The 25620-nt window shown below is 37.2% G+C and carries 25 protein-coding genes and 3 pseudogenes; 10 read left to right on the forward strand and 18 right to left on the reverse strand.

Translation table 11 applies throughout. The features are described 5' to 3' along the window. Positions 1 to 223: 223 nt before the first annotated feature. Entirely contained in the window at positions 224 to 1138 is a 915-nt protein-coding gene (locus J7E77_RS20705; RefSeq protein WP_214716762.1) for a VOC family protein, read from the reverse strand. A gap of 112 nt (positions 1139 to 1250) precedes the next feature. Between J7E77_RS20705 and J7E77_RS20710 the strand changes: the two genes are divergently transcribed. Beyond that, positions 1251 to 2060 (forward strand): MFS transporter, encoded by an 810-nt coding sequence (locus tag J7E77_RS20710; RefSeq protein WP_308160737.1) that lies wholly within the window; start codon positions 1251 to 1253, stop codon positions 2058 to 2060. A 142-nt stretch (positions 2061 to 2202) separates the two neighbouring features. Here the strand turns inward: J7E77_RS20710 and J7E77_RS20715 are convergent, their stop codons facing one another. The 3 genes from J7E77_RS20715 to azlC all read right to left on the reverse strand — a co-directional run bounded on the left by J7E77_RS20715 (position 2203) and on the right by azlC (position 3996). Then, positions 2203 to 2574: an iron chaperone gene (locus tag J7E77_RS20715; protein WP_214716764.1), complete on the reverse strand. Its 372-nt coding sequence runs from the start codon at positions 2572 to 2574 to the stop codon at positions 2203 to 2205. Between the two features lie 349 nt (positions 2575 to 2923). Next, positions 2924 to 3256 carry a branched-chain amino acid transporter permease gene (locus J7E77_RS20720; RefSeq protein ID WP_214716765.1) on the reverse strand — a complete coding sequence of 111 codons (333 nt, stop codon included), beginning with the start codon at positions 3254 to 3256 and terminating at the stop codon, positions 2924 to 2926. Beyond that, entirely contained in the window at positions 3253 to 3996 is a 744-nt protein-coding gene (azlC, locus tag J7E77_RS20725) for an azaleucine resistance protein AzlC (protein WP_214716972.1), read from the reverse strand. The genes J7E77_RS20720 and azlC overlap by 4 nt, the downstream gene beginning before the upstream one ends. A gap of 224 nt (positions 3997 to 4220) precedes the next feature. Here azlC and J7E77_RS20730 point away from each other — a divergent pair, with 224 nt between their 5' ends. Continuing rightward, the gene (locus J7E77_RS20730) at positions 4221 to 5609 is read left to right on the forward strand and encodes an aminotransferase-like domain-containing protein (RefSeq protein WP_214716766.1); all 1389 of its coding nucleotides are present in this window, start codon (positions 4221 to 4223) and stop codon (positions 5607 to 5609) included. A 359-nt stretch (positions 5610 to 5968) separates the two neighbouring features. After that, a complete protein-coding gene (locus tag J7E77_RS20735; RefSeq protein ID WP_214716767.1) occupies positions 5969 to 6514 on the forward strand; it encodes a TetR/AcrR family transcriptional regulator in 546 nt (181 codons plus the stop codon). Between the two features lie 110 nt (positions 6515 to 6624). Here the strand turns inward: J7E77_RS20735 and J7E77_RS20740 are convergent, their stop codons facing one another. Then, positions 6625 to 7608 carry an aldo/keto reductase gene (locus J7E77_RS20740; RefSeq protein WP_214716973.1) on the reverse strand — a complete coding sequence of 328 codons (984 nt, stop codon included), beginning with the start codon at positions 7606 to 7608 and terminating at the stop codon, positions 6625 to 6627. A 216-nt stretch (positions 7609 to 7824) separates the two neighbouring features. On the opposite strand from J7E77_RS20740, the gene J7E77_RS20745 reads away from it, so the two are divergent. Further along, the gene (locus J7E77_RS20745; RefSeq protein WP_214716768.1) at positions 7825 to 8028 is read left to right on the forward strand and encodes a VOC family protein; all 204 of its coding nucleotides are present in this window, start codon (positions 7825 to 7827) and stop codon (positions 8026 to 8028) included. A 100-nt stretch (positions 8029 to 8128) separates the two neighbouring features. Here J7E77_RS20745 and J7E77_RS20750 read toward each other — a convergent pair whose 3' ends face one another. The 3 genes from J7E77_RS20750 to J7E77_RS20760 form a co-directional block, all read right to left on the reverse strand. After that, a complete protein-coding gene (locus J7E77_RS20750; protein ID WP_214716769.1) occupies positions 8129 to 8359 on the reverse strand; it encodes a hypothetical protein in 231 nt (76 codons plus the stop codon). Between the two features lie 399 nt (positions 8360 to 8758). Beyond that, positions 8759 to 10639, reverse strand: coding sequence for a molecular chaperone HtpG (htpG, locus tag J7E77_RS20755; protein ID WP_214716770.1), 1881 nt, complete (start codon positions 10637 to 10639; stop codon positions 8759 to 8761). Positions 10640 to 10870: 231 nt separating this feature from the next. Then, the gene (locus J7E77_RS20760; RefSeq protein ID WP_214716771.1) at positions 10871 to 11218 is read right to left on the reverse strand and encodes a hypothetical protein; all 348 of its coding nucleotides are present in this window, start codon (positions 11216 to 11218) and stop codon (positions 10871 to 10873) included. A 542-nt stretch (positions 11219 to 11760) separates the two neighbouring features. Here J7E77_RS20760 and J7E77_RS20765 point away from each other — a divergent pair. Beyond that, positions 11761 to 11946: a hypothetical protein gene (locus tag J7E77_RS20765; protein WP_214716772.1), complete on the forward strand. Its 186-nt coding sequence runs from the start codon at positions 11761 to 11763 to the stop codon at positions 11944 to 11946. A 142-nt stretch (positions 11947 to 12088) separates the two neighbouring features. After that, positions 12089 to 12244 (forward strand): hypothetical protein, encoded by a 156-nt coding sequence (locus J7E77_RS20770; protein ID WP_214716773.1) that lies wholly within the window; start codon positions 12089 to 12091, stop codon positions 12242 to 12244. A 298-nt stretch (positions 12245 to 12542) separates the two neighbouring features. Here the strand turns inward: J7E77_RS20770 and J7E77_RS31475 are convergent. From J7E77_RS31475 to J7E77_RS20790, 5 genes and pseudogenes are all read right to left on the reverse strand, one after another. Then, positions 12543 to 12765 (reverse strand): annotated as a pseudogene (locus tag J7E77_RS31475) (hypothetical protein); the annotation flags it as partial. Positions 12766 to 12804: 39 nt separating this feature from the next. Next, positions 12805 to 12945: pseudogene (locus J7E77_RS31830) on the reverse strand (hypothetical protein); the annotation flags it as partial. 24 nt (positions 12946 to 12969) lie between these two features. Further along, a complete protein-coding gene (locus J7E77_RS20780; RefSeq protein WP_214716774.1) occupies positions 12970 to 13401 on the reverse strand; it encodes a GtrA family protein in 432 nt (143 codons plus the stop codon). Positions 13402 to 13409: 8 nt separating this feature from the next. Next, positions 13410 to 14402, reverse strand: a complete 993-nt coding sequence (locus tag J7E77_RS20785) for a glycosyltransferase family 2 protein (RefSeq protein ID WP_214716775.1) — start codon at positions 14400 to 14402, stop codon at positions 13410 to 13412. Positions 14403 to 14425: 23 nt separating this feature from the next. After that, positions 14426 to 16114 (reverse strand): DUF6044 family protein, encoded by a 1689-nt coding sequence (locus J7E77_RS20790; RefSeq protein ID WP_214716776.1) that lies wholly within the window; start codon positions 16112 to 16114, stop codon positions 14426 to 14428. A 380-nt stretch (positions 16115 to 16494) separates the two neighbouring features. Between J7E77_RS20790 and J7E77_RS31835 the strand changes: the two are divergent. Further along, positions 16495 to 16591: pseudogene (locus J7E77_RS31835) on the forward strand (EamA family transporter); the annotation flags it as partial. 680 nt (positions 16592 to 17271) lie between these two features. On the opposite strand, the gene J7E77_RS20800 reads toward J7E77_RS31835, so the two are convergent. Further along, entirely contained in the window at positions 17272 to 18822 is a 1551-nt protein-coding gene (locus tag J7E77_RS20800; RefSeq protein ID WP_214716778.1) for an amino acid permease, read from the reverse strand. Positions 18823 to 19071: 249 nt separating this feature from the next. Here J7E77_RS20800 and J7E77_RS20805 point away from each other — a divergent pair, with 249 nt between their 5' ends. Both J7E77_RS20805 and J7E77_RS31485 read left to right on the forward strand, forming a co-directional pair. Continuing rightward, positions 19072 to 19980, forward strand: a complete 909-nt coding sequence (locus J7E77_RS20805) for an MBL fold metallo-hydrolase (protein WP_214716779.1) — start codon at positions 19072 to 19074, stop codon at positions 19978 to 19980. Positions 19981 to 20083: 103 nt separating this feature from the next. Beyond that, on the forward strand, positions 20084 to 20770 hold the full coding sequence (locus J7E77_RS31485) for a YhcN/YlaJ family sporulation lipoprotein (protein WP_214716780.1): 687 nt from the start codon (positions 20084 to 20086) through the stop codon (positions 20768 to 20770). 116 nt (positions 20771 to 20886) lie between these two features. On the opposite strand, the gene J7E77_RS20815 is transcribed toward J7E77_RS31485, so the two are convergent. Together J7E77_RS20815 and J7E77_RS20820 are read right to left on the reverse strand one after the other, a co-directional pair. Then, a complete protein-coding gene (locus J7E77_RS20815) occupies positions 20887 to 22260 on the reverse strand; it encodes a M20/M25/M40 family metallo-hydrolase (protein ID WP_214716781.1) in 1374 nt (457 codons plus the stop codon). A gap of 214 nt (positions 22261 to 22474) precedes the next feature. Then, positions 22475 to 23356, reverse strand: coding sequence for a tetratricopeptide repeat protein (locus tag J7E77_RS20820; RefSeq protein WP_214716782.1), 882 nt, complete (start codon positions 23354 to 23356; stop codon positions 22475 to 22477). Between the two features lie 193 nt (positions 23357 to 23549). Here J7E77_RS20820 and J7E77_RS20825 point away from each other — a divergent pair, with 193 nt between their 5' ends. Next, the gene (locus J7E77_RS20825; protein WP_214716783.1) at positions 23550 to 24371 is read left to right on the forward strand and encodes an SGNH/GDSL hydrolase family protein; all 822 of its coding nucleotides are present in this window, start codon (positions 23550 to 23552) and stop codon (positions 24369 to 24371) included. A gap of 122 nt (positions 24372 to 24493) precedes the next feature. Here J7E77_RS20825 and J7E77_RS20830 read toward each other — a convergent pair whose 3' ends face one another. Continuing rightward, entirely contained in the window at positions 24494 to 24673 is a 180-nt protein-coding gene (locus tag J7E77_RS20830) for a hypothetical protein (RefSeq protein ID WP_214716784.1), read from the reverse strand. 65 nt (positions 24674 to 24738) lie between these two features. After that, positions 24739 to 25557 carry a histidinol-phosphatase gene (locus J7E77_RS20835; protein WP_251026573.1) on the reverse strand — a complete coding sequence of 273 codons (819 nt, stop codon included), beginning with the start codon at positions 25555 to 25557 and terminating at the stop codon, positions 24739 to 24741. Positions 25558 to 25620: the final 63 nt, after the last annotated feature.

Here is a 25620-nt window from a genome sequence, read left to right on the forward strand (position 1 = left end):
TAACAGAATGCCGTCTTCCACATTAAATATCACATGCATCGTTAGTCGAAGAACACAAAATCCGGCTATGTAGCCGGATTTTAAACTCTTGCACCCGTTAATTCAATCACATTTTTATGTAAAATTATCATTCATCAAGGAAAATTTAGTTTCATATAAGCATTTCACTGAACTCTTCATCATTTGATCGACTAACTCAGATCTTCCGTAGGCTGTATTCTCATTAGCCCTTGTATGCTTTCTGTAATTTCACAAGATCAAATTTCTTCATTTTAAGAAATGCTTCCGTTAGGCGCGCAAGTTGCTCTGGAGTGCCTTTGCTCATCATCTCGTCCATCTCAGTTGGCACAATCTGCCAGGATAGGCCAAACTTATCTTTCAGCCAGCCGCATTGCTCGGCTTCAGTAACGGCAGAGAGCCTTTCCCAGTAGTAATCAATCTCTTCTTGTGTGTCGCAGTACACCATAAATGAGAATGCCTCGTTAAAACTGAATTTGTGCTCATGTGCGCTATCCATTGCGGAAAACCACTGATTTTCAAGCATGAAATCAGAGAACATGATGGTTCCTTCTTTGTCAGGTTCCATGCCCTTAGGGTAGCGGGCGATAAGTCCCTGCTTTGCGTTCTTAAATACGGATAAATAAAAATTAATCGCCTCTTCCGCGTTGCCTTCATTATCGCCGACAAACAAAAGTGACGGCACTAATGAAGGCCGCTCTTCACCATCTGGATTGGTAAGGATTAACTGCCAGGACAAACCATACTTATCCTGAATCCAGCCAAACTTCTCACTGAACGGATACTTATCAAGTGGCATTAACACGGTGCCACCTTCGGACAATTTGTTCCAAACCTCATTTATTTTTTCTCCCGCTTCTTTTTCTCGCGATGGGTCAAAATTTACGACGATAGACACTGACGGATTGAGCTTGAAATAGGGCCCTGCACTGATTGCCATGAACTTCTGCCCCCAAAGTTCAAACGAGACAATATCGGAGTCACCTGAAGGAGTATCGTGGATTGTTGTTACATCCGTAATTTTTGAGTCCGGGAATACCGAAGCGTAAAACTCGGCTGCTTCTTTTGCCTCCTTGTCATACCATAAATGCGGAACGATTTTTTGATTTGTTTTTGACAATAGTTATTCCTCCTTAATTTTTATTCGACAAGAATGTGTCCAAAATTCCAGTGTAAAGAAATTAGTTATCTTTCCAATTTATTTTACCATTTTCATTCTGTTTTAATTTCTTATAGTTTGCAGCAAGGAAGTAGCACCAAAGGCTGTTTCTAAAGTAATGTTGGGAGTAACCGCAGGTTTATTAGTTAGTTCACCAATCACTAATTATATTGCCAGTGAAACTTCCATAGAAATGGCGATGTTATTCTTTGCTATCGTTAACGCTATGGCATTCATAGCTACATTATTATTCGTACCATCTATGCCTGTTAAAGAAGGACTTTCTTACGGAACCCAATTAAGCGTATTAAAAAAACCAATTACTTGGTTAGCTATTGCTACTGTCGTATTTATAGGTTCTTCACAATCTAGTATCAATAGTTACATTGCAGAGTACCTTGAAACGACTACTAATATATCGGGAAAAAGTTTAAGTTTGGTTTTATTTTTACTTGGTTTAGCAAGTTTAGTAGGAAACCTAGTAGGTGGTAAGTTGCTTACTAAAAATGCCGTGAAAACTGTAACATCTTACCCAATCGTATTAGCAATAGTTTATGTATTGTCATTTCTAACGGGGAAGTCCACATTACCTATGATACTCACTGTTTTGACATGGGGAATGTTATTTGCTATTGGAGGTATGATTAATCAATTTTGGATTACATCTGCGGCTCCAGAAGCTCCTGATTTCGCTAATGGATTGTTTCTATCATTTGGAAACTTAGGGATAACATTTGGTACAGCCGTTGGCCGATTATTTATATCAGGAATGGGTACTCAATATATCGTTTTAGGTGGATTACTATTCTTACTATTGAGTTTGGTATCCATATTACTAAGAAACTACATATATAGTTCTATCAAACAACAACTTGCTAGTTAGAAATTAATCAATACAAACGGCGGCAATCTCATGAGTTGCCGCTTTTCTTATTGCACACGATAAATTTCATTTGCTTCGGGAACGCTTTTAAAATCAAATCCTAAAACCAAAGCAACCAAAAAAGTGGTTGTTTTTACGCTCATTATTTCCGCCAAAAAGTTGAACAGTCTGCCTTATCCAAAATATTAAACTCGATCATTTTCTCAAGTAATGTGAAATCAACCGGATTATCCCACTGGATACGTACCAACTGCTTGGTGTGGTCATAGCCAACCTGCACAATTTCATCAGAAAAATGAATAATCCCTGCCCTTTCAGGGGCAACAGCCAAATGATGTTTGGCTACGCTAAAGCCAATAATAAATGTGCCGTGATCGGTAAACATAGGCTGATTCCACGCAACTTTTGGCATTAAATTTGGAAATTTCTTAGATACCCAAGCCAAAACTTCTTCCGTTCGGGCCCGATGTTGCGGGTTATCAATATGCGCTAAATATTCTGCAAAAACTTCCATGTTGTTCCCTCCTAAAATAAAATGTAGTCGTTCAGAGAAATTCCTCAAACCCATTCGTTTGTAACTTTTTAAACTTCTACAGATAATACACAATCTCCTTCTTCCATAAAACTGCCTCGTTTGTGAAACAAGAAAAAAGGTCGTCGACTCAGACTTGTTCATCAAGCTCAATAAAATAATGATCCTTACGATATGACACTGACACCATGGTTGCAATTAGATTTTGCTCATGAAAATTGTCAATTCGATAAAATCCTGTACGAAAGTTTCGTCTTATTTCAGTCGCATGGGCAACTATTCTGTGTCCTGGTTTTGCTGCTTCAATAAACTGGATGGTATACGTGATGAATTAAAATACCAATTGAACCAAAATCATGTATACAATCGTTCCTACAGCTATAGACAGGAGCATGTTTTTCTTCCAAAAGTGAAGCAATGCCACTACTACTACCCCAATCAATTCAGGTAAACCGTGACTTCCAGAAACTAAACTCACGTCCTTAAAACAATAAATGACCAAAAGCCCAATTACTGCTGTTGGCAGCACTTTACCGAGATACTGTACATACTGCGGTGTAGGCTTTCCCGATGGGAAAACGATGAATGGAAGAAACCTTGTAAGCACTGTGCCCAAAACCACCATAGCAATCGTAATAATCTGTTGCGTTAAACTCATTGTCATATGGTGCTAACCTCAACTTTCTCCATTGGCTTTCTAAGGAGGGTCAGTATCCCAAGAATGGCAAACATCGCAGGGATAATGAAGTGGTCTCCGCCAAAAATAAAGAGACTGACAGTTGAAAGCCCAACACCGATGAGAGCACTGTGGTGCTTTTTCTCTTTCATCCACTGTTCAATGAAAATGACTACAAAGAGAGCTGTCATAACAAAATCGAGTCCTTCTGTGTTGAACTTGACAAGTGATCCAAAAATGCCGCCAATTGCTGAACCAATGACCCAATAGGAATGATTGAGTAGTGTCACAAAGAACATAAACCAGCCCTTGTCTACATTCTTCGGAATATCAACAGTACAATTGATTGAAAAAGACTCATCGCAAAGCCCATAAATCATGTAGATCTTCTTTTTCCCAATTCCCTTATACTTATCCAGCATGGATATGCCGTAAAACAAATGTCGTGCATTCACCATTAAAGTTAGAAAAAGGGCGTTAATCGGATTGAAAGCGACAAGCAATAAATTGGCTGCCACAAACTCCATTGATCCTGCAAATATGAATAGACTCATCAGAATCGGGTAAAATGCACTAAACCCTAATGAATTCATATAGATGCCATATGCAATTCCCAAGAATACAAATCCAGCAAAAATGGGGACTGTATATGGAAAAGCCGCACGAAATGCAATCCATATTTGATTTCTTTTTTTCAAATGATTCACATCCTCAATTGCTAAATTTATTTAAATTTAACATACAAAATCCATACAAAAAACTCAAAAATTGTATGGATTACAATTATCCCTACATAGAAAATACCCCCTTTTATCAAAACGAGGGTACAGATTGATTTTTCCATACATAAAACAAACTCGTTTCTTCACCTTTTCAAACGATCCGATTTAATTATAAGTTTTCCATACAAAAATGATATGATTGTATGGAAAACAAATATTAGAGGTGTACTATGCCAATCAATTCATTTGAAAATTATCCAATGTCTTGGAAACCTGATAAGAAAGCCTTAAATCGTCCTTTTTATAAATCTCTTGCGTTACTACTTGAACAGGATGTTATTAATGGCTTTTTGGCACCTGGGACAAAGTTACCTCCGCAACGAGAATTAGCGGATTTTCTTGACTTAAACTTCACCACGATTACCCGTGCCTACAAAATATGTGAGGTCAAGGGATTGATTTATGCCGTTACGGGAAGTGGAACATTTGTAGCTCCAAATGCCGCCCGTTCTATAACCATTTCCGCTGATAAAACAGCAAACCTCATTGAGCTCGGATTTGTGGCATCGTTTGAGCAAACCAATGCTATCGTAACAGAGGTTATTCAAAAGGTTGTGAACAAAAGTTATGTAGAACAGCTACTAAACTACAACGAACCGACAGGGATTCTACATCAAAAAACAGCAGCTCTAAACTGGATTGAGTCTTTCGGAATTCACACGGACCATGAGCATATAGCAATCGTTTCTGGTGCCCAAAATGCACTGGCAATTGCTTTAGCTGCTTTGTTTGAGCCTGGCAATAGAATTGCCACCGATTTATACACGTATTCAAATTTTATCGAGTTGGCAAAAATGTTCCATATTCAGTTAGTCCCCATTCTTGGAGACGAGTTTGGGATATTACCAGTCGAACTTGAAAAGCAGTGTAGCCAAATAAATATTCACGGCATTTTCCTAATGCCCTCTTGCTGTAATCCTACCACAGTGATGATTCCAGAGTTTCGAAAGCAAGAATTAGCTAAAGTCATCAGTAAGCATCGTTTAATATTAATTGAGGATGATATTCATGCTTTTCTGACGGCAGGTATAATCTCCGATTACCAGCAGCCAATGTTCAATTCACTCCCAGAACAGAGCATTTATATTTGCGGCACCTCTAAGTCCATATGTTCTGGCTTAAGAGTTGCCTATATGGTCTATGGTGATGCGTTATGCGAGAAAATTCAGCGGGCTATTTTTAACATCAATGTAAAAACCTCTTCTTTAGACGCAGAGGTGATCACAGAGCTTATCTTATCAGGGAAGGCTCATGAAATTGTCTCTCTAAAGAAACAGCTTGCACAAACTGCAAATGATATTTATTTTGAATATTTTCCTTTAAGGAAGAATGTTGGACACCCTTTTAGTTTTTATCGTTGGCTTCCAATTCAAGGATTTAACGATGCCTTTCAGCTTGAATCGGATTTGAAAAGACAAGGTATCAGAGTCTTTCATTCTGATCGTTTTTTAAGTGGGCAGACCACCCCTGATAAGTATTTGCGTATTGCACTAGCTTCCACAAACTCATTAGATGAGTTAAAAATAGGATTAAGTATATTAAGACAGTATCTCAATTAATTCGAACAACATGAAAAACGGATGAGAAAAATCATCCGTTTTTTTCCAATAGTAGTTTTTTCAAATGGTGCTTTTGCACCTGGGACACTTAGAACACGGGTCATTAGGTTTTTATGATTGTTACACATTAAGACAACACAATTCTTACTTGGTAATACTAAAAATTTGAATGTACATTATTCGATTTTCCCATATCAAGATGATTTATATAATAAACATTGATAAATTAGTGAACACATGTCTATAATTATGATCAGATACAAAATACTTACAATGGTTAAATAAACACGTTTTGTTAAGTAATGAACAAATCCATTTAAATTGTTAAATATCTTTATGAAAGTTTGGTGACCCTCACAATGCCTAAAGTGGATAGAAGAATAGCCAAAAGCCAAGAAGCGATTAAAAAAGCAGTTATTGAATTGATGTCCGAACAAAATTTTGATGACATTACAATACAAGATATTTCCGACAGGGCCAATGTTAGCCGGGGAACGATCTATCTTCATTACACGGATAAATATGATCTACTGGATAAGCTCATTGCAGAACATATTGAAAAACTACGGGAGATATGTGAATCGTCATCTGAATTGGATTATATAGATGCAAATCTCCCTTGGTTCGAATACCTTGAAAATCATTATTTATTCTTTTCCACGATGTTAGCCAGTAAAGGAGCCCCTTCATTTCGTAATCAGTTCCTTGAATTTCTCATCGAAGAATTTAAAGATGAAGTGGATGTAGCAAAAGGAAAAAATCAAGGATTAAATGAAGATATTATTCTTCAATTTATTGTCACTTCTTACGTAGGGCTAGTGGAATGGTGGTTCAACAATGGAATGCCTTGTACGCCTCGTGTGATGGCAGAACAAGTAGGGATTTTATTAGATAGGAATTTATAAAAAAACAGAGCAGTGTTGGCACACTGCTCCGAAGGAAGTTCCGTTTCTTTACTGTTTTGGTCTTTGTTATCATGAACACCGTTAAAACACAATGTATAGCTCGTGTTGACCTAAACTAAGGGACCAACTACTGGGTGCGGTACATATGGTTCCTCTAGTGATGCTATTTCTTCAGGTGTTAGCTTGATTGAAAGAGCTGGTACTGCATCTTCAAGATGCGATATTTTTGTAGCCCCAATAATAGGAGCTATTACCGGTTCCTTTTGCAGCAACCAAGCAAGTGCAATTTGGGCGCGAGGTACGCCACGTTTTTCGGCAATGGCAGCAACTTGCTTCGCGATCAATCTGTCCGTATCAGCAGTAGCATCATATTTAGACTTTTGTACTTGGTCCGTTTCGGAACGATGCGTTGTTTCAGCCCAATCACGCGTCAATCTTCCTGAAGCAAGCGGGCTATACGGAATCACTCCGATTTTTTCTTCCTTACATAACGGCAGCATCTCACGTTCCTCTTCACGATACAAAAGGTTTAAGTGATTCTGCATGGATACAAACCGCGTCCAACCATTTTTTTCAGCGACATGGTTTGCTTTTAGGAACTGCCATGCCAACATGGCAGAAGCACCAATGTATCTTGCCTTACCAGCCTTCACAACATCATGCAATGCTTCCATAGTCTCTTCTATAGGGGTATTATAATCCCACCGGTGTATTTGATAAAGATCCACATAATCTGTCCCTAGCCGTTTAAGACTCTTGTCAATTTCACTCATAATATGCTTTCGAGAAAGACCTTTTCCATTTGGACCTGCATGCATAGGGAAATATACTTTTGTTGCAAGAACGACTTCATCTCGATTGGCATATTCCTTTAAAATTTTTCCAACAATCTCTTCGCTTGTTCCATCTGAGTATACATTTGCTGTATCAAAAAAATTGATTCCTAACTCAAGGGCTTTTTTAATAATAGGACGAGTTTGTTCCTCACCTATTACCCAAGGATGTATCCAACTCTCTGCTACACCAAAACCCATACAGCCAAGGCAAAGCCGAGATACATCCAAACCGGTATTTCCAAGTTTCATATAATCCAATTGATTTGTCCTCGCTTTCTTAAATAACATAGTTAACTATTTCCTATTATAACCAGAAGGAAAGCACATTCAATTGTTAAATGAACGGAATTTGTGTATTACTAAACAAATCCATTAAAATTGTTCATTATCTCTAAAAATTGTAAGGAAAATAAATAAAATCAACACACTAGCTCCAATAATAGTAGACCTTCAGTAAACCCTCCTAAGTAGAATATGGAACAACATCAACCTTCTAAAGTTGCCCATCCCTCCATTCTTTTCAGCACCACTGACATTGAAGCAGCTTTTGAAAAAATGAAACAAAATGGAGTATCAGTAGAGGAAATGCTAAGACTTCCATTTGGAAACATGTTCTCATTTAAAGATCAAGATGGAAATGATTATTTAATAAGAGAAGATAGATTGGTAGGTAGGTAATACGTATACAGATTTTACTCATTAAAGTAAGAAGAGTTATTTTGATAGGAAATATTAGAATCGCACAACAGATAGCCTTTTCTTTTTAAGGAAAAAATGTCTATTTCAACGGTAATGGTTTTTCTGGTCTTTCCTTACAAAAGGTACAACTATTATCGCCACAAACATTAGCTTTCCACTCGTTGCATTGAGGACAAAATTCCGAATCATATAACTCATAAAGGATTAATTCATTCCCACAAGACTTACAGTACTCTCTCACAAATGTGCCATAGATTTCCACCCCATCGATGATTACACTGTCAGCCTCGACAACAATTTCTCTTATCAATTTAGTAGCCTGCCTTTCTTTTAACTGAAGTATTTTTTTATTGTTATAAAAAACACTGATTGGATACATTTCATGGATTTTTTATCTGAAAAACGTCGCCAATGAACTCTATTGGATACTATTTTAGCCTTTTTTATCGGATTATTGTCGCCAATAAGCCCTATTGGATTCACTTTTCACCTTTTTTATCAGATTATTATTGCCAATAAGCCCTATTGGATTCATTTTTCACCTTTTTTATCGGATTATTGTTGCCAATAAGCCCTATAGGATACCATATTAGCCATTTTTATTAGATTTCTGTCGCCAATGATCTAAATATTACCATTTCAGATACTTGCCTATGAAAATTAAAAAGCCGCCCTCACTTTATGCGAGAACGGCCAGTTCATTAGAAGATTACACCATTATTTTGCAAATATCATTCGTAAATTCTACTGGGTCACTAATTGGTAATCCTTCAATCAATAGTGCTTGATTGTATAATAACTTGGTATAGAGATCTAATTTTGATTTATCGTTTTCAAATGCTTCTTTTAATGATTGGAAGACTTCGTGATTGTTATTGATTTCTAAGACCTTATCCGCTTTGATATTTTGGTTATTCGGCATCGCAGCAAGAATTTTTTCCATTTCAATCGATATTTCCCCTTCAGTTGCCAGGCAGACCGGGTGGGACTTTAACCTTTTTGAAATCCTTACATCCTTCACTTTATCCGCTAAAATATTTTTCATATAGTCAAAGAGTTCTTTGTTTTCCGTCTCTGTTGATTCGGAATCGTCCTTGTTTTCTTCCCCTTCGATTCCCAGGTCACCACTTGAGATGGATTTGAATTCTTTTTCTTTGTAGGTCATTAACATTTTGATTGCGAACTCATCGATATCCTCAGTGAAATAAAGGATTTCATAGCCTTTTTCAGAAACGAATTCGGCCTGTGGTAATTTTTCAATTCGTTCAATCGATTCACCGGAAGCGTAATAAATATATTTTTGATCTTCTGGCATCCTTGATACATATTCATCTAACGTAACCAGTTTCTTCTCTTTAGAAGAATAGAACATGATCAGGTCCTGTAATAATTCTTTGTTTGCACCGAAGTCATTATAAACTCCGTACTTTAACTGACGACCGAAGGATTGATAAAATTCTTCATACTTTTCTCGTTCTTTCCTTTGAAGGCTTAGTAATTCGCTTTTGATGTTTTTGTTAATGTTTTTAGCAATCAGCTTCAATTGGCGATCATGCTGGAGCATTTCTCTTGAAATGTTAAGAGATAAATCTTCGGAATCGACCATCCCTTTAACGAAACTGAAATGGTCTGGCAGCAGGTCAGCACATTTTTCCATGATCAGAACCCCATTGGAATAGAGTTCTAAGCCCTTTTCAAATTCTTTCGAATAGAAGTCGAACGGAGTTTTTTCAGGAATATATAGGATTGAATTATATCTAATGGTCCCTTCGACACTGATATGGATATGTTTAATTGGCTTGTCAAAACCGTAGCGTTTTTCGGTATAAAAGTTCTCGTAATCTGCATCGGTAAGCTCGCTCTTATTTTTTTTCCAAATTGGAACCATGCTATTGATAATTTCTTCTTCTTGATAATCCTCGTATTCGGACTCACTGCCTTCCTTGAGTCTTCTGTTGGTAACATCCATTTTGATTGGATAACGGATGAAATCTGAATATTTCTTGATAATCGCTTTTAAGCGATATTCCTCTAAATACTCATCATAGTTTTCATCTTCACTATTTTCTTTAATCTTTAAAATAATTTCTGTCCCAACTGAATCTTTTTCTACCTGCTCAATCGTATATCCATCAGCACCTGTGGATTCCCATTTAAAAGCCTCATCACTATCTAAATTTTTACTAATCACAGTAACTACGTCAGCAACCATAAAAGCAGCATAAAAACCTACTCCGAACTGACCGATAATGTCATAGCCATCTTTTAATTCGTTTTCCTTTTTAAATGCTAGGGAACCACTTTTGGCAATCGTCCCAAGATTTGTTTCCAGTTCTTCTTTGGTCATCCCGATCCCTGTATCGATAATCTTAAGTGTACGGTTTTCTTTGTCAGCTTCTAATTTAATATAATAATTGGATTGATCAAAACTTAAAGCATCGTCAGTTAAGGCTTTGTAATAAATTTTATCAATGGCGTCACTGGCATTCGAAATTAACTCTCTTAAAAATACCTCTTTGTGAGTATAAATGGAGTTAATCATCATCTCTAGTAATCGTTTAGATTCTGCTTTAAACTGTATCTTCGACATAGAAAAAGCCCCTTTCTATTCTTAATATGTAAAAACTGATTTAGATTATCTAAAAAGTAAATCAGCACCTATTAGCACTCTCACCACCTGAGTGCTAATCCATATATTTAAATATCATATTTCACGTTGTCGTGTCAATAAGTATCTATTTTTATTTCACAAATCTTTTAACAAAGTGAAAAAAAGCCACCAATAAAGGCAGCTTATTCTTCCGTTTTATGAAGAGCGTTTTTACCAAACTGCAATCTCGTTATTGACCCGGAGCATTGCTGCCTCATGTCCACTACGATCTTCTTTTTTTAATGAAACCTCTAACCTATCATCATTATCGAATGTTAAAACAATATTTTGATCACTAATAATTTTCGACTTCTTTACTTGATGGTTAATAAGAGAACATAAAGAATCTCGATATCCTAATGAGGCGCTTTCAAAATATCGGCCATTCACGACTGAAACTGGCAATGAATATGTAGTCAAGGTTCCATTAATCTGTTCACCTTCAAAATAAAACTGCAAATAATCTCTAATAAAAATGACTGAGCTAACTTCTGTATTTTCTAAGGTTTTAATAAACATGGTTAACCTCCGAATTTCGGCATATTAATACGCTTTTCTTCCTAATGGGAATATGAAAAAAGGCTGCAAACCCAACTCTCATTTAAATTAAAAACCAACTATTTAATTAAATATTTATCTAATTCTGTAATACTTAATCCCTTTTTATTAACGCAATTATTGATGAGTTCAATTTCATAGTTCAACGATTTGGAAAGTATGCCATTTTCAATTTTTTTATTAATATGATAAAGAAATTGTGCAAGTACATCGAGCGGTAATTTATCATAAAAGTTAGCCAGATTCACACCCACCATTTTGGGAACTATTTTTGTATAACATATCATATTAATTGGCTTTTTAAATGTGCAATTTATGAAAATATTATGTCAATTTTACATTTAGACTTAAATTGAGTTTTATTGGTTCATTCTTCCTCCTTATTTCTAAAATCATTTCACTTCTACACATTTCTTTTGTAATTATATTTTTTACGCAATTGACATATCCGTAACAATATTGACATATATTTTATCAATCGCATCGGAAGGAGGGTAAACCAAATGGATAATCGAATTTTTTTATTTCTTGCTACAATTTTATCTGGTTTCGCACTTATTAGAGTTCCCTTAGCTGATTCATTTCTTGAAAGCGTTTCCCCAATCACTGATATCATTGGTATACTAACTGTTTTAATCTTCTCACTCGTCTTAATTTATAAAGGAGTTAGAAGTTTGTTCAGTAAGTAAATATGATTATGGAAAGCACTCTAAATAGGGTGCTTTTCTCTTTGAATTAAATGTTATCCAACTAATAAAATAAATTAATTATTTTTGCAAACAATAAAATAGTGTTATTTATTACTCAAACCGATTTAAAGGAGAATCTAAAATGAAAAAAGATACATATTCAAAAGGAGATCCAACTATTGCAGAAGGTATGGATACAGAGGATGTACTAAATAGAGATGCCACTCAAACAGAAATTGAAAATGGGGATTCAACAAATGTAACTGTTTTGTCTCTGGATGAAAACGATCCTAGCTGATTTAATCTAAGGGTAGAACATGTACGATCTCTATAAAGTAATTCCAATACTGTGAAGAAAAAGCGAATAAGATCAAAATTGAAAAGGAGTATGGCTACTCCATTATAATTTTCACCATTATTCTCCTCGTTTATATTTCTTGGTGTAACCTTTTTTTCATAGTATTGGAAAAACCAAATGGAACTGTTACCAAAATCCGCTCGTTAAATATCCGGCAATAATATCACAAGAATAATATAATCACGTAACGTCCATTTTCTTTCCCTAATAAACTTGTAATATTGTACCAAGACAAGTTCTACTTCTCTACTATACTCGGAGAGTCGATCTTCGTCTTAGTTAGGTAGGTAAGCAATCCCAAGATGGTTATCAGGAAGATTGTGCTGGTTCCCACCGTACCCAAACCAAGACCACCGTTTTTTTGAGACTGTGACAGGAAATCACCAAGAGAAGCGCCGAATGGACGGGTCCAAGACATAGGCAATCCAGAAGGACAGCACTGCATATAGCTTGAATTTGTAGTGCAATGTTTGCTGTACTGATTGGGTTAGTGGCAATTGCTCGTTCAAAAAGTCTGCAGCTGTCTCCCCCACCGTGGTTGCCAAAATTTTAATGATCCAGAAGAAGATTGTAACTTCTGGATCATTATTCAACATTTGACGGCCACTGGATGGATTTTGTATATCCCCTGAATAACTCATTTAAAATTCTCCTCTTTTTCTTATTTATTTTGAATCAGTACTGAATATAGCGGTATCCTTTTTTGAAAACACAAATAGCTTTTGTCCTAAATAATTTAATACCGTGTACAAACAAGTACCAACTAGGACTGAGAGATCAGTTTGAATATTCTTTGGGATGAAGTCATTATTTTTTAACATGTCTACCACGAAACGCCTTCCCATTTCATATGAAAGGAAATAACAGCACAAGATAACAATTACAAAGCGGACCGCACTCTTTGACATTGAATTTTGGCTTTTGAACGTAAAATTTCTATTTAAAATAAAACTAACAAAGGCTCCAATTGAATTGCCAACAAAAGTGGCCATCCAATAGGACTGTCCAAGTAGATGTAAAAGAAGATACATAACGGATAACCCAACCACAGTATTAACAATTCCTACTATAATAAAGCGAACGAATGAATATTTCATAGCTTCTCCTATTTTTCAACTGCTGCCTTTTGCAGTTGTTCCACTACTAAACGCGAGTATAAGTCTTTTTCAACAGCATATCTTGGCCGTCTTTTAACCTCATGATAGATTTTACCGATATATTCTCCAATAATACCAATACCCAACATTTGTAAACCTCCAACAAACCAAATGGAAATAATTAAAGAAGTCCATCCGGATTCAGTGTGACCTAATATTTCTTGGGTTATCGCATAGCCCTCTGCTATGGCACTTATTAACACGGCCATAAATCCAATAAATGTGACAAATCGAATTGGGGCGACACTAAAGGATGTCATTCCATCAAATGCGAAGGCAAGCATTTTCTTTAGTGGGTATTTTGATTCTCCAGCAAATCTCTCTTTTCTGTCATAGTAGACCTTTGTGGATTTATAACCTACAAGTGGAACAAGTCCACGAAGAAATAAGTTTGTTTCTTTATATTTTAATAGCTCATCTAAAGCACGTTTACTCATAAGACGAAAATCTGCATGGTTTGGGACAAGTTTTATCCCCATTCTTTCCATCATCCGATAAAAACCTAAAGCAGTTGTCCGCTTAAAATACGTATCCGTCTCTCGGCTATCCCTTACACCATAGACAATATCCTGTCCTTCCCAAAACTTTTCAATAAATTGATGGATGACCTTTATGTCATCCTGCAAATCCGCATCGATTGAAATGACACAATCTGATTGCTTAGAGGCTATCTCTAATCCAGCTAAGAGTGCATTTTGATGACCAACATTTCTAGCAAGCTTCAATCCTCTTATATTTGGATTTCTTTCATTTTCCACTTCAATTAATTCCCAGGTCCGATCCCTGCTGCCATCGTCTACAAAGAGGATCTTGCTGTCTATTGAAATAAGCGACTCCTCCATTAATTCAAATAAAACAGAAGATAATTGTGCCGACGTTTCAGCTAATACTTCCTCTTCATTAAAACAAGGGACCACAATCGTTAACACCGGTTTATTCATATGGAATCACTCCTGTAACCACATTATTTGACTTGGTAAAGGTAAATTTTCCAGGCAGAATCTCTTTGCTCAAAGGCCTTTTTGAATACAAGCCCATTTTCATCCGCATTTAAGATAGGGACTGCTGAGAAGATATATTGTCCGCCCATCTTTTTAAATACTTTTGTATTAAGTTGTAAATGGTCAATCTTTACCTTTGAATCTTTTTTAAAATCATATTTTTTACCTAATTTTGCGACAAAAAGATAACATCTGCCGCCCCATTCATCGAAGTATTCCTTCAAGGTAGGACTTTTATCTAATTCTTTCGAAATAATTTTCCGAAACTCTCGTTTATAAGCTAAGGGATAGAAATTATTATAGGTATCTAGTGTATAAAAACCATTATATTGAGCAATCGCCGGGTGGAGTCCTATACTTGCCACCCTGTAACTACTTTGGGGTTTACCGATATATTTTTTAATTTCATGAAATTGGCTTGTCGAATAGAATTGCTTTACAGAGGGCTTTCCAGCACTCCTGTAGACAATTTCATCATTTGCTGCAAACAAGACGAAAATCTGAACAATGAGACATATTTTAACAAATCTCCGCCAATTCTTTCCCATCCTCCAAAGTAAATAGGAACCAACTGCAAACATGAGGTAAATGATTAACGGTCTTAGGAAATGAAATCTTGCAAAGTTGAATGTATTTAAGAGTGAGACGCGCTCCTTTAGCGGCTCCCAGCCTTTATAAAACCAAAAAGCATACCAAACGGATAAAACGATATTAAACATGAAAAGATAAAGATAGCGATTTTCTAACCAGTTTCTTTTTTTATTTTTCAACATCCATAGAACTAGAAAAGAAAGAGGGACGATTACTAAGGTGTGAAGTGTTAATACATGTGTATGGCCTAAAAAATAGTTTTTAAAAACTAATCGGATGGTGCGCCAAAGTCCAAGCTTTGAATTAACAAAATCATTTCTGCTGGTTGGTGCTTCGGGAAACACTAACGAGTAAACAAGACGATACTCTATCAGTAAATAAATAACTGTCATTAGTGCGATACTGGAAAAGAAGCACCAATTGCTTTTTCGTTTCACAAGAAAATCTCTTAGCCACAATAACCCCATGAAACATAAAAAGAAGAAAAATCCTAACACAAAACTAGAATAGAAAGGTAACAATATAAGAGTGAGCCACTCTTTCCAGGTATGTTTACCCTCTCTAATATTCAAAAAAGCCCATAATGCAAGTGGCATTCCCAAAGTACTAAGCATACCGGACGGCCAAAATGGGGTCAGGGCAAAAGCCACCGATACCCATACACGGATAAGGTACGCTTCTTCATCTCTTACAAAATGCTTCTTTAGAAGTAGATACATACCTAAAAAGGCAAACACTCTTGTAATCGATTGACTTATGGAATACGCGAGCATGGATGGAAACAAGTTATGCAGCCATTGAATCCCGCTGAATTCGGTTCCAAAAGCATTTCGCGGCAGGCCATTAATAATTTGCGGGATTGTACTGTTAATTCCGCCAAATAATTGTCCGCTATTTTTCAACACTTTGTACCAGGCAATGTTAGAATCTAAATTATCATGAATCCTAATATGGGCGTTTTCCCCTAAAATAAATAAGGGCGAAACGTAAACTATCAATAAAAGTATTGCAAAATATAAATGCTTTTTCTCTTGATTAGCGTTTTTCCAAAAATTAAACATTTTTTCACCACATTATATAAATTTCTTCGTAAACTAATATCATCGTTTGCTTCATTTATGACATTTGCTACCTGTTTATGTGCATCTCCAAATTATCAGACAGTTTAAGAATTTTAATGAATTTCCTTTTTACTCCTTTACTTTATATCTTTCTATATTCGATGATCACTTATCAAAAGTTTCAATATATTGATACAGGTAAAGTATAGTCTGATAACCTAAAAATTGTATTAATGCAATATTAAAAGTTAATTAAAAAATCCATAGTAAGGGGATTAGTGTTCCTAAAGTCGAAACAGTAGATTGATAGAAAAAGAAGGATGTGAGTGGATATGTCCTGACTTGTATTTGCTCTACTTTCAGCTACATCAGCTGCATTAGTGTCCGTATTTGGAAAATTAGGTTTACAAAATATTGATGCCAACACTGCGACGGCCATTAGGGCCATCATTATGGCAATCTTTTTAATGGGAGTGTTCATTTTCGAGGGGAATTTAGGGGAAATCCCGGTAATTATCGGGGAAAAGCTTAGTTTGGTAAATGTAATTGGCATAGCCCTTATTGCTCTCGGCGTGATCATAACAGCATGGCATTAGTTTGTCTATTTAGTACTCTTTCGGACACTTATTCATATTAAACTCTCTGCTTGTTTGCTCAAAAAAAAAGGTTGCAGAAGCAACCTATTCTTTTTAATTCAAAAGGCAAAAATCATGATGGATATGACATTATTTTTAATTGTCTAATATTATGCGTACTTTATGCCAGCAAGTTTAATATTGTATTTATCATGTGACCCACAAGGTGTTACTGCATAGGTCATTTCACATTTTGGACAGTTCATAATAACCGTTTCTAATGTAAAGGTTTCTCCACACTCACATCCAATTTACCCTTCTATGTAACGCTCTTTCATTTACCGCGAATACTTATTTTTTCGTTACTCGGTCAATGTAACCCTCTTTCATTTACCACGGCTATTCATTTTTTCCTTACTCGGTCAATGTAACCCTCTTTCATTTACCGCGGATGCTCATTTTTTCGTTACTTGGTCAATGTAACCTCTCTTCCATTTACCGCGAATGCTTCTCTTTATCGCCCAGCATTAAAAAGAAAAAGCGATCCTTCTTAAATAGAAGCATCGCACCTAATGATATCTATCATCCATCGTAGTGTTCTCTTTCTCTCTCTTCTTCCTCAAACATTTCGTCATTATCTTTGATTGGGTTGCCCTTGAGCAAATCCTGTGATTTGTGCGAATCGTTTTTTTGCGAGAGAATCTCTTGTTCATTGGTATTTCCGTTCAGTTCCTCAGAAAATTCAGGCACAAAACTTGGTTGTTTTTTCATAATCGGTTTTCCTTTTCTTGTCGTATTTTGTACTTTGGACCTAGTGCTAAATCTCATCACGTAATAAATCAAAGAATATAAGACAACCATTACGATCCCTGCTACCAAACCAACTCCCTGCCCGGGAATAAACGGCATACACATAAGGACTATGATCATGCTTATTAACGCAATCCAAGAAGTGTACGGATAACCGCGCATTTGACAAATTCCTTCTGGGGGACAGCCATTCCTTTTGCGAAAGCGGATATGACTGGCCATTATGACAATATAGGTAAAAATTAAAGCGAAGCCGCCCGTGGTGATTAAAACCAAGTAAACTCTCGGAAACAAGAGCCCAAAACCTAATCCTACAAGCATCGCAAATCCCGAAAATAATATCCCTCTATAAGGTACGTCCTGATCATCCTGAAGCCATTTCGGCGCATGCCCTTCATCTCTGAGCGACCTGATCATTCGTCCAAGACCAAATATGCATGACAGCATGGCCGATAGAATGGCCGAAATTAACACCAGATTAATGGCCCGCCCAGCCCAACCGATACCCCATCTTTTAAGCGAGGAGACCATCGGACTTACACTTTCATTCAGAGAGGCTGTTGGGATGAGTGGCAGTAGGACTGCAGCATAGACGATATACAATCCGACCAAAGAAAACACTGTATAACGAATGGCTTTTGGAATCGTATCTCGCGGATTCTCTGCTTCCGTCGCGGCTAATCCAATGATTTCAAAACCTGCATAGGCAAAAATCACGAGGAGCATGCTTCCGGCAATCCCCTTTATTCCTCCTGGCATGATTGGCTCTGTCCTCAACTCTCCAGCACCAACCGGCGGGGACCCTGGAAGTACTCCGAAAATTAGTACTAATGCCGTAAGGATGAAAAAAATAATCGCAAATATTTTTACACCAGAAAGACCGCTTGCGAGCTTACCAATCTTATCAGCCCCTAAAAGGTTAAGCAGCGTAACACCTATGATAATCGCGCTTCCTAGCAAGCCTATTGATACATTTGGAACCCATTCCCTAATTAGTATCGATATAGCTGTTGCTTCACTAGACATGGATAAAACTGTACCTGTCCAATACAGCCATCCAACAACGAATCCCGTCCCTTCCCCAAGTTCTCGTGATGCAAAATTACTAAAAGAACCTGTTGTAGGATTAGCTACAGTCATTTCTGACAAAGCGTAAAGAATTAAATATACCAATCCACCTGCTAAAATATAGGATATTAATATTGAGGGCCCTGCTGCATGAATGGCGATTGATGAACCTAGAAAAAAGGACCCGCCAATTACACTTCCTAAGGCCATCATTGTGAGTTGCCATGCGGACAGTCCTTTGCGCTTTTTCTCCATTAAGGTTTTTCTCCCTACCATTTATTTTGTAAACTGAGGTTAACGGTTATTATTTACTCAGCTTTACAAAAAGATTCTGACATGGAAAAACGTCGGACATGCAAGGTCTCCCAGTTATGCCATATACGAAAGACAACTTTGATTAATTGATCATAAATTTTTTTAAAAATGCTTTGATACATGGTATCCTTTACTTAAATATCAATGATTTGGTTATAAAAAAGTTCAAAAGAAAATCGGTGATTATTAATGAAGATATATACTAATTTGGATAATGTGAAGAGCTACAAATCGTTTAAGGACATGAGGAAATGGCAGAGTGAACGAAGGAAGAAAGTGAAAGATTTATCCGTAAACATTGAACAGTGTCCTTCTAAAAAAGTGAGAGAATTAAATGAGAACAGGAGCCAGACTTCTTATACTTGGATTGGACATTCCACCTTTTTGATTCAAATAAATGGGATGAATATAATAACGGACCCTGTTTGGGCCAAGCGGATGGGACTAGAAAAAAGATTAACGGAACCGGGCCTCTCGTTAGCAGATCTGCCAGAGATTGATGTGGTTGTAATTTCTCACGGTCATTACGATCATTTGGACTTCCCCACACTAAAAAAATTAAATGGGAATCCCCAATACTTTGTTCCAGCGGGTATGAAGTCCCTTTTTAACAAAAAAGGCTATCAGAAGGTAATGGAAATGAATTGGTGGGAAAGCGCGGAACATGAGGGAGTAACTATTCATTTCGTCCCCGCTCAGCATTGGACAAGAAGGTCGCTGAAGGATATGAATACATCTCATTGGGGTGGCTGGATTTTTCAAACACGAGATGAAACGCTTTATTTTGTAGGCGATACCGGCTATTTTAGTGGTTTTAAACAAATAGCCGAACGATTTACCATTGATACGGTGTTTATGCCGATTGGTGCCTTTGAGCCAGAATGGTTCATGGCGCCTGCCCATATATCACCAGAAGACAGTGTGAAAGCATTCATTGAATTAAAGGCAAAAAACTTCGTCCCGATGCATTATGGCACATATCGGTTAGCAGACGACACGGGACCAGAAGACTTGGAACGATTAATCCGTGCGTGGGAAAAGCAGCAGCTTAGAAAGGAACAGTTAACGGTGCTTCTACTTGGGGAAACGGTTTTTTAGTTGGGGTTTTCTAATTATAAATTTACCTGCTCTTTGACTCGCATAGTTCGACTTTAATTGGTCACTATATATTTGTAAGACCATTTTTAAGGGAGTGACTTCTGTGGTGAAAAAAAGTTGGGTAACTTTTGTTTTAGCAACTACCTTATTAGGATTAACTGGTTGCGCAAATAATAATAAAAATGCATTGAATGACAATAATGCAGGCAATATGGGAGTAAACAATGTTAGAAACAATGCCATCAATGGTGTAAACGTAAGGAATGTTTCGAACCAAAATTTACGTGTTTCAGGTCGTGCCATTAATAATGTAGAAAGCCTGAAAGAAGTTGACCAAGCCCATGTAATCATTCGAAATAATGATGCATATGTGGCCGTTCGTTTAAATAATAATATTCAAAACGGCACCCGCGCCAATAAAGGCACAACTGGGACGGGGCCAAATATGAATGCTACTTATGGGAATGGCTATAACTCCGGCACAACAGGAACCAATGGCTCTACAAATATGAGTGCTACTACCGGCAATCTTGACAACACGGTTACCAATGGAATAAGAAATAATCGCGGAACTACTACTACTGGGACCCGTGGGACTAACACCAAACTTGATCAGAAAATCATCGATCAGGTCCGTGCAGCGGATCGAAATATTGACAACGTATATGTTTCTTACGAAACAGATACGTTCGGCCAAATGACAAACTATTCAAATGATATTCGTACTGGAACAAACAGAAATGGCCTGTGGAACGATTTTACGAATTCTGTTAACAGGATGTTTAAATAAGAGGAATCAGCTGCCGAATAAATTTTCGGCAGCCCCTTTTTTCTTTGCATCTCTGAGCAAATGATCATTACTTTCAAACTTTCTTAATGTTCCATAAACGAAAACAAACTGTTTTTTCACCTGACTTCACTCCTAACGTTCTCCAAAATTTCTATTTTCCTAAATGTCCTTTGTAAATTTCTCGCCTCATTAAATACTTTAGTGATTAATGAAACTGTGTTGTAGCACGCCTCCACATCAAGCGTCTCAAATTCCGTATGTTCATTCCTGTAACCGGCTGAAAGATTAACACTCTGGATACCATGTTCTGCCCAGATTCTGGTGTCACTGCTACCACCGATTGTTGTTTTCCAGCAAAGTAAACCTATCTGTTTTGCTGCTTCCTCAAAGAAATTCCCGTAATTCTCATGACAAAAACGTTGGTAGCCGCCGCAAGATGTAACAATGTCACCCGTTCCACGCCGGTCTACGACGATCGCGGCATCCACATCCCACAAGAAGGTTTCATCGATGCTTCTTGCACCAATGAGACCGATCTCCTCTTCGACAGTGAATATGAATTTGACTCGACCATTAAAACCAGATGATTGTAAACGTTGAGCCATCTCTAATAGAACGGCAACCCCTGCCCGGTCATCTGCACCTAAAATCCCATGATCACTCGACCATATTTCTCCATTTTTAACAATCGTTCTGTCCGGTTCAATTCGGTCAACTGTGTCCATGTGAGCGTTGAGTAAGATTGTAGGTCCATGCCCATTTCCATAAGTTTTTTGTGCAAGAAGGTTTCCGGTATTGTCAACGGTCATATAATCTACATGATAACGTAGTTTTTCGATGATATATTGGCGCACCTTCGATTCATTCCCACTTTCTCCAGCTATCGATAAAAGCTGTTCAAGTTGAATCAAAAATAACTGTTTTCGAATAAATACTATACCTTTCTCTAACCAATCTTGTTGAATAGCAGAAAGCTTTTCTGTGATATCAAGAAGTAATTTTCTCGAGATATTCAAAGAAATGACACGATTTCTAGTTAATATCCGAGGAACACCCGCTGCTATCAGGACCTCAATGACCTTTTCCATATCAACCTCATTTGTAAAACCTATCGAAGGACTTCTTTTTTCATGGCCATCACAGCAAGAGTTGGTATAAAAGCCAAGTCGATTCAATTGCCTGACCATACCTGCTATATACGTATCTAGCTCCCTCACCTTTGGCTGATCCAACCCAGGACGAAACCATAATCCTTCCCCCCGTCCTCGATACTTAAAATCAACATAAGCCAACCAGATTTCTTCTGCGATAACTGGGCTCGTAACCGATAAGAGACCTTTTTCTAACACAAATGAAATCGAAAGTTTCTCAAAGCTTTCAATCAAAAATGCAACGTTTTCCTCCGTTTCTCTTAGACTCTCAAAGACATTGGGACGAATCTCCTCGACCATAAAACCGTGACGAATAAATAATTGATTCCAATTCTTCATGTAACCATCTCCTTTTTTCTGATGGTCTAAGTATACGAAAAGTGCGATGACAGCTATGTCATCGCACTTTAAGCATATTCAATTTCTTCATCGACCCTGTATAGGACGTAAAATCGATACGCACCATTATAGAAGTAGGCGGTTTCCTCTTGGTATCTTGTGGTTTGGATAATTGAGGGAAATCCTGCATTCCTTAACCTATTTCTTAATCTGTTTACAGCTTGGATATACGTATTCGTTTCAATCCTCTCAACGACTGAGAATGCATTTCTCGTCGCGGGTCTTCTTCTGAACTTTTTAACAGAAAATAACTCAGCATATTCCCTTGATCTTGAGTAAGCGAGGTTTCTTCTCCTTCAAAAAATACAGAAATATTTCGGTCACTAAAATATAAAATAATCGTTTCAAATGGTTTAGATTTAATTAGATCCTCACATTCCTCTTTTGAACAGGTAGTTTTTTCTGTCTGACTAATTTTATAAAAAGCATGTGATTGGAGGTACTGATCATTTTCTAGCAGCCTTTTAAAGAGAGGAGAGAACCCGTGATTTGGAATTTCTAAATCGTTCGAAGCAGGCAGTTGTTTCATTTCTTCATAAGTGGATTTGGCGATATGGAGTGCACTATTCGTCAAATACAAATAAGCATTAACCTGTTGTTGGCTATTTAGTTTATATTGATTGTTTTGATAATACTTCTGATTTTCGATCGCCTTTTGGAAATATTGAGTCGCCTTTGAATATGCTTGATTCTTATACGATAAAAAACCAAGGCGGTATGGTGAGATAGGATTTGTATGGTCATATTTCATAGCTTCCTCTAAGCATTTTGCCGCCAATCGATCATCTTTTTGATATTCGGTTTTCAAATACGTGCCATAATTGATTAGGCAGTATATCAGCTTTCGTTTAACGTATTCTAACGAACTAGTATAATCATCATTTTTCTGTCGGACAAGGTGCTGAAGTTTGCGATACATTTCCTCATATAAATTAATCTTCATTGTGTAATTGTTAGAACCTCGTTCTGCTTCACGGGCAGACAGTTCTGCCTCCAAATCCTCTAGTTCTTCCAGTGTTTTATGTCTTAAACTCATGTTCAAACCCCCTCGGCTCAGAATGGCGGTGTCAACTTGTCTTTACTTATTTCGATACTCGTTTCATTAACCCTCTAGGTTCAACCCAATTTTTCAATTGTATCTCTATTTACCTTACTTTAACTGGAAATCAACTCCTACTTATTTTCACTTGTTATTCTTGTTATAATAGAATATTCAAGGAGTGGTTGGTATGAAAATAGTAAAATATCTAATAGTTTTTGTATTGCTCATTGGCCTTGGTATTTCTGCGTGGTTTTATTATCCTCAGTACCAAATCCACCAAATGAAAAAACACGCGGTTGCGGTGGTTAATAAGAGTTCTGACCAAATCTCTTATCTCAATTATTATCGAAATGCTAAAACTTCTCAGATTCACCATTTGGCGATTGGTGATTCTATTATACGTGGAGTCGGTGCAGGAAAGAATGAAAATTTTGGCAGTCTATTTTCTAGCAAATTGGCAGAACAAACCGCAAAACAAATTGAATTTCAAAATCAAGGAATCAATGGGATCACCAGTAGTGAATTAAATGACCTGGTTCAAGAGGGTCGATTTGATGAATCGATCAAGCAATCCGACATTGTCACAATTAATGTGGGCGGCAATGATATTCTTCGAATGGCAAACGGGCAAAATTTTCGTACCGTCATTCAAAGCTATGACCAATTGCAAACCACCTTCTCGAAAAATTTGTCTGATATTACATCGAGAATTACCAAGCTAAATCCCAAGGTTACAATTGTATTCTTAGAATTGTATAATCCATTATCACCAGATGACCAACTGTACCCTCTGGCAGATAAAATGCTGCCAAAATGGAATGTTAATATATATGAGGTTGCTCATAAAGTCCCTGGGTCGATTGTCATTGAAACAACAAAGGTCATTAACGGGGACCACCTGCAAAATCTTTCCCCTGATGGCGTCCATCCAAATTTGGCCGGTTATACAGCCATTTCGGAGCAAATGATTTATCAATTTAAACATCAATACAGAAAAAGTTCCGTATAGAACCGAAGGAAGAATTATTTCCTTAACTTCTTAAAACCCCAAAAAACACCTTCCACGATTCATTTTTCGCAAAATGAATGTGAGAAGGTGCTTTTTTGACCAGAAAAATTAATCCCCTGAGATTATATTAGAGGTCTTCCCGCATCAGGTGAAAGATTGGGATCTCCGCCACCAGTGATAATGGCGCTGTCTGGCTGAATATCATTATCCTCTAAGTTAGCTGTAAGATTTGTTTTGCTATTTTTATGATCATTTACATTATTTTGAAACTCTTGTGGTACATTTTTTTTCTCTTTATCCATGATTACACCGCCTTTTTACTGGTAGTGTTTGTAATTCAAGAATAAATATGCGGAGCATGGATTTCCTAAATTCTGACTGTGACTCTCTCTTTATTTTTAAAATAAACCCATTCCTTGAAGCCGATTTCCTTAAGGCGCCGTTGAACTTGATCAAACTCGTCCCCTACTCGATGTGGATCATGGGCATCCGATCCAAACGTTACCTTCACACCATATTGAAGTGCCAGCTCTAAAATATCATCCGACGGATACCAGCCGCCAACGTCTTTTGTTTTTCCGGATGTGTTGATTTCAATCGCGATATCATTTTCTCCAATCACCTTAATGGTATTTTCAACTGCAGCTGTCTGGATGGATGAAAAGGCAGGATAGAATCCTTTCATGGCATCAATATGGCCGAGGATTTGAAACATCCCACTTCGAGCCGATTGCTCAATAAGCGAATAATAATTTTCTTTCGTTCTGATTTTTTCTTGTTCTGTTAGCCCATTCCAGCGCTTTTTATTAAAAATACTCACCCCGTCCACATGGTGAACCGAACCAATGATGTAATCAAAAGGGTACGGCTCAAAACAGGAACGATAAATCTCCACTGACTCAGGGAAGAAATCGGATTCCACTCCAAGAAGCACCTCGATTTTATCGCTATAAGCTTGTTTCAGCTGCAGTACTTCGTTGACGTATTCTGGAAACATACTTTTTGCCATCGCGATATGGGGACGGAGATGATCTTCGTCACTACTAAAGTAAGGGGAATGATCGGCAATCCCGATTACACTTAGCCCTCGCTCGATCGCGGCATCAATATAATCACGAATCTTTCCGCGTGCATGGCCACAACGATCATGATGCGTATGTAAATCAAATTTGGGATTTGAATTCAACTTGTCCACGTTAATCACCTCACCTATTAATATGTACATATATCAGAAAAGATTAATCAAAGT

The organism is Bacillus sp. ISL-77, from assembly GCF_018613105.1.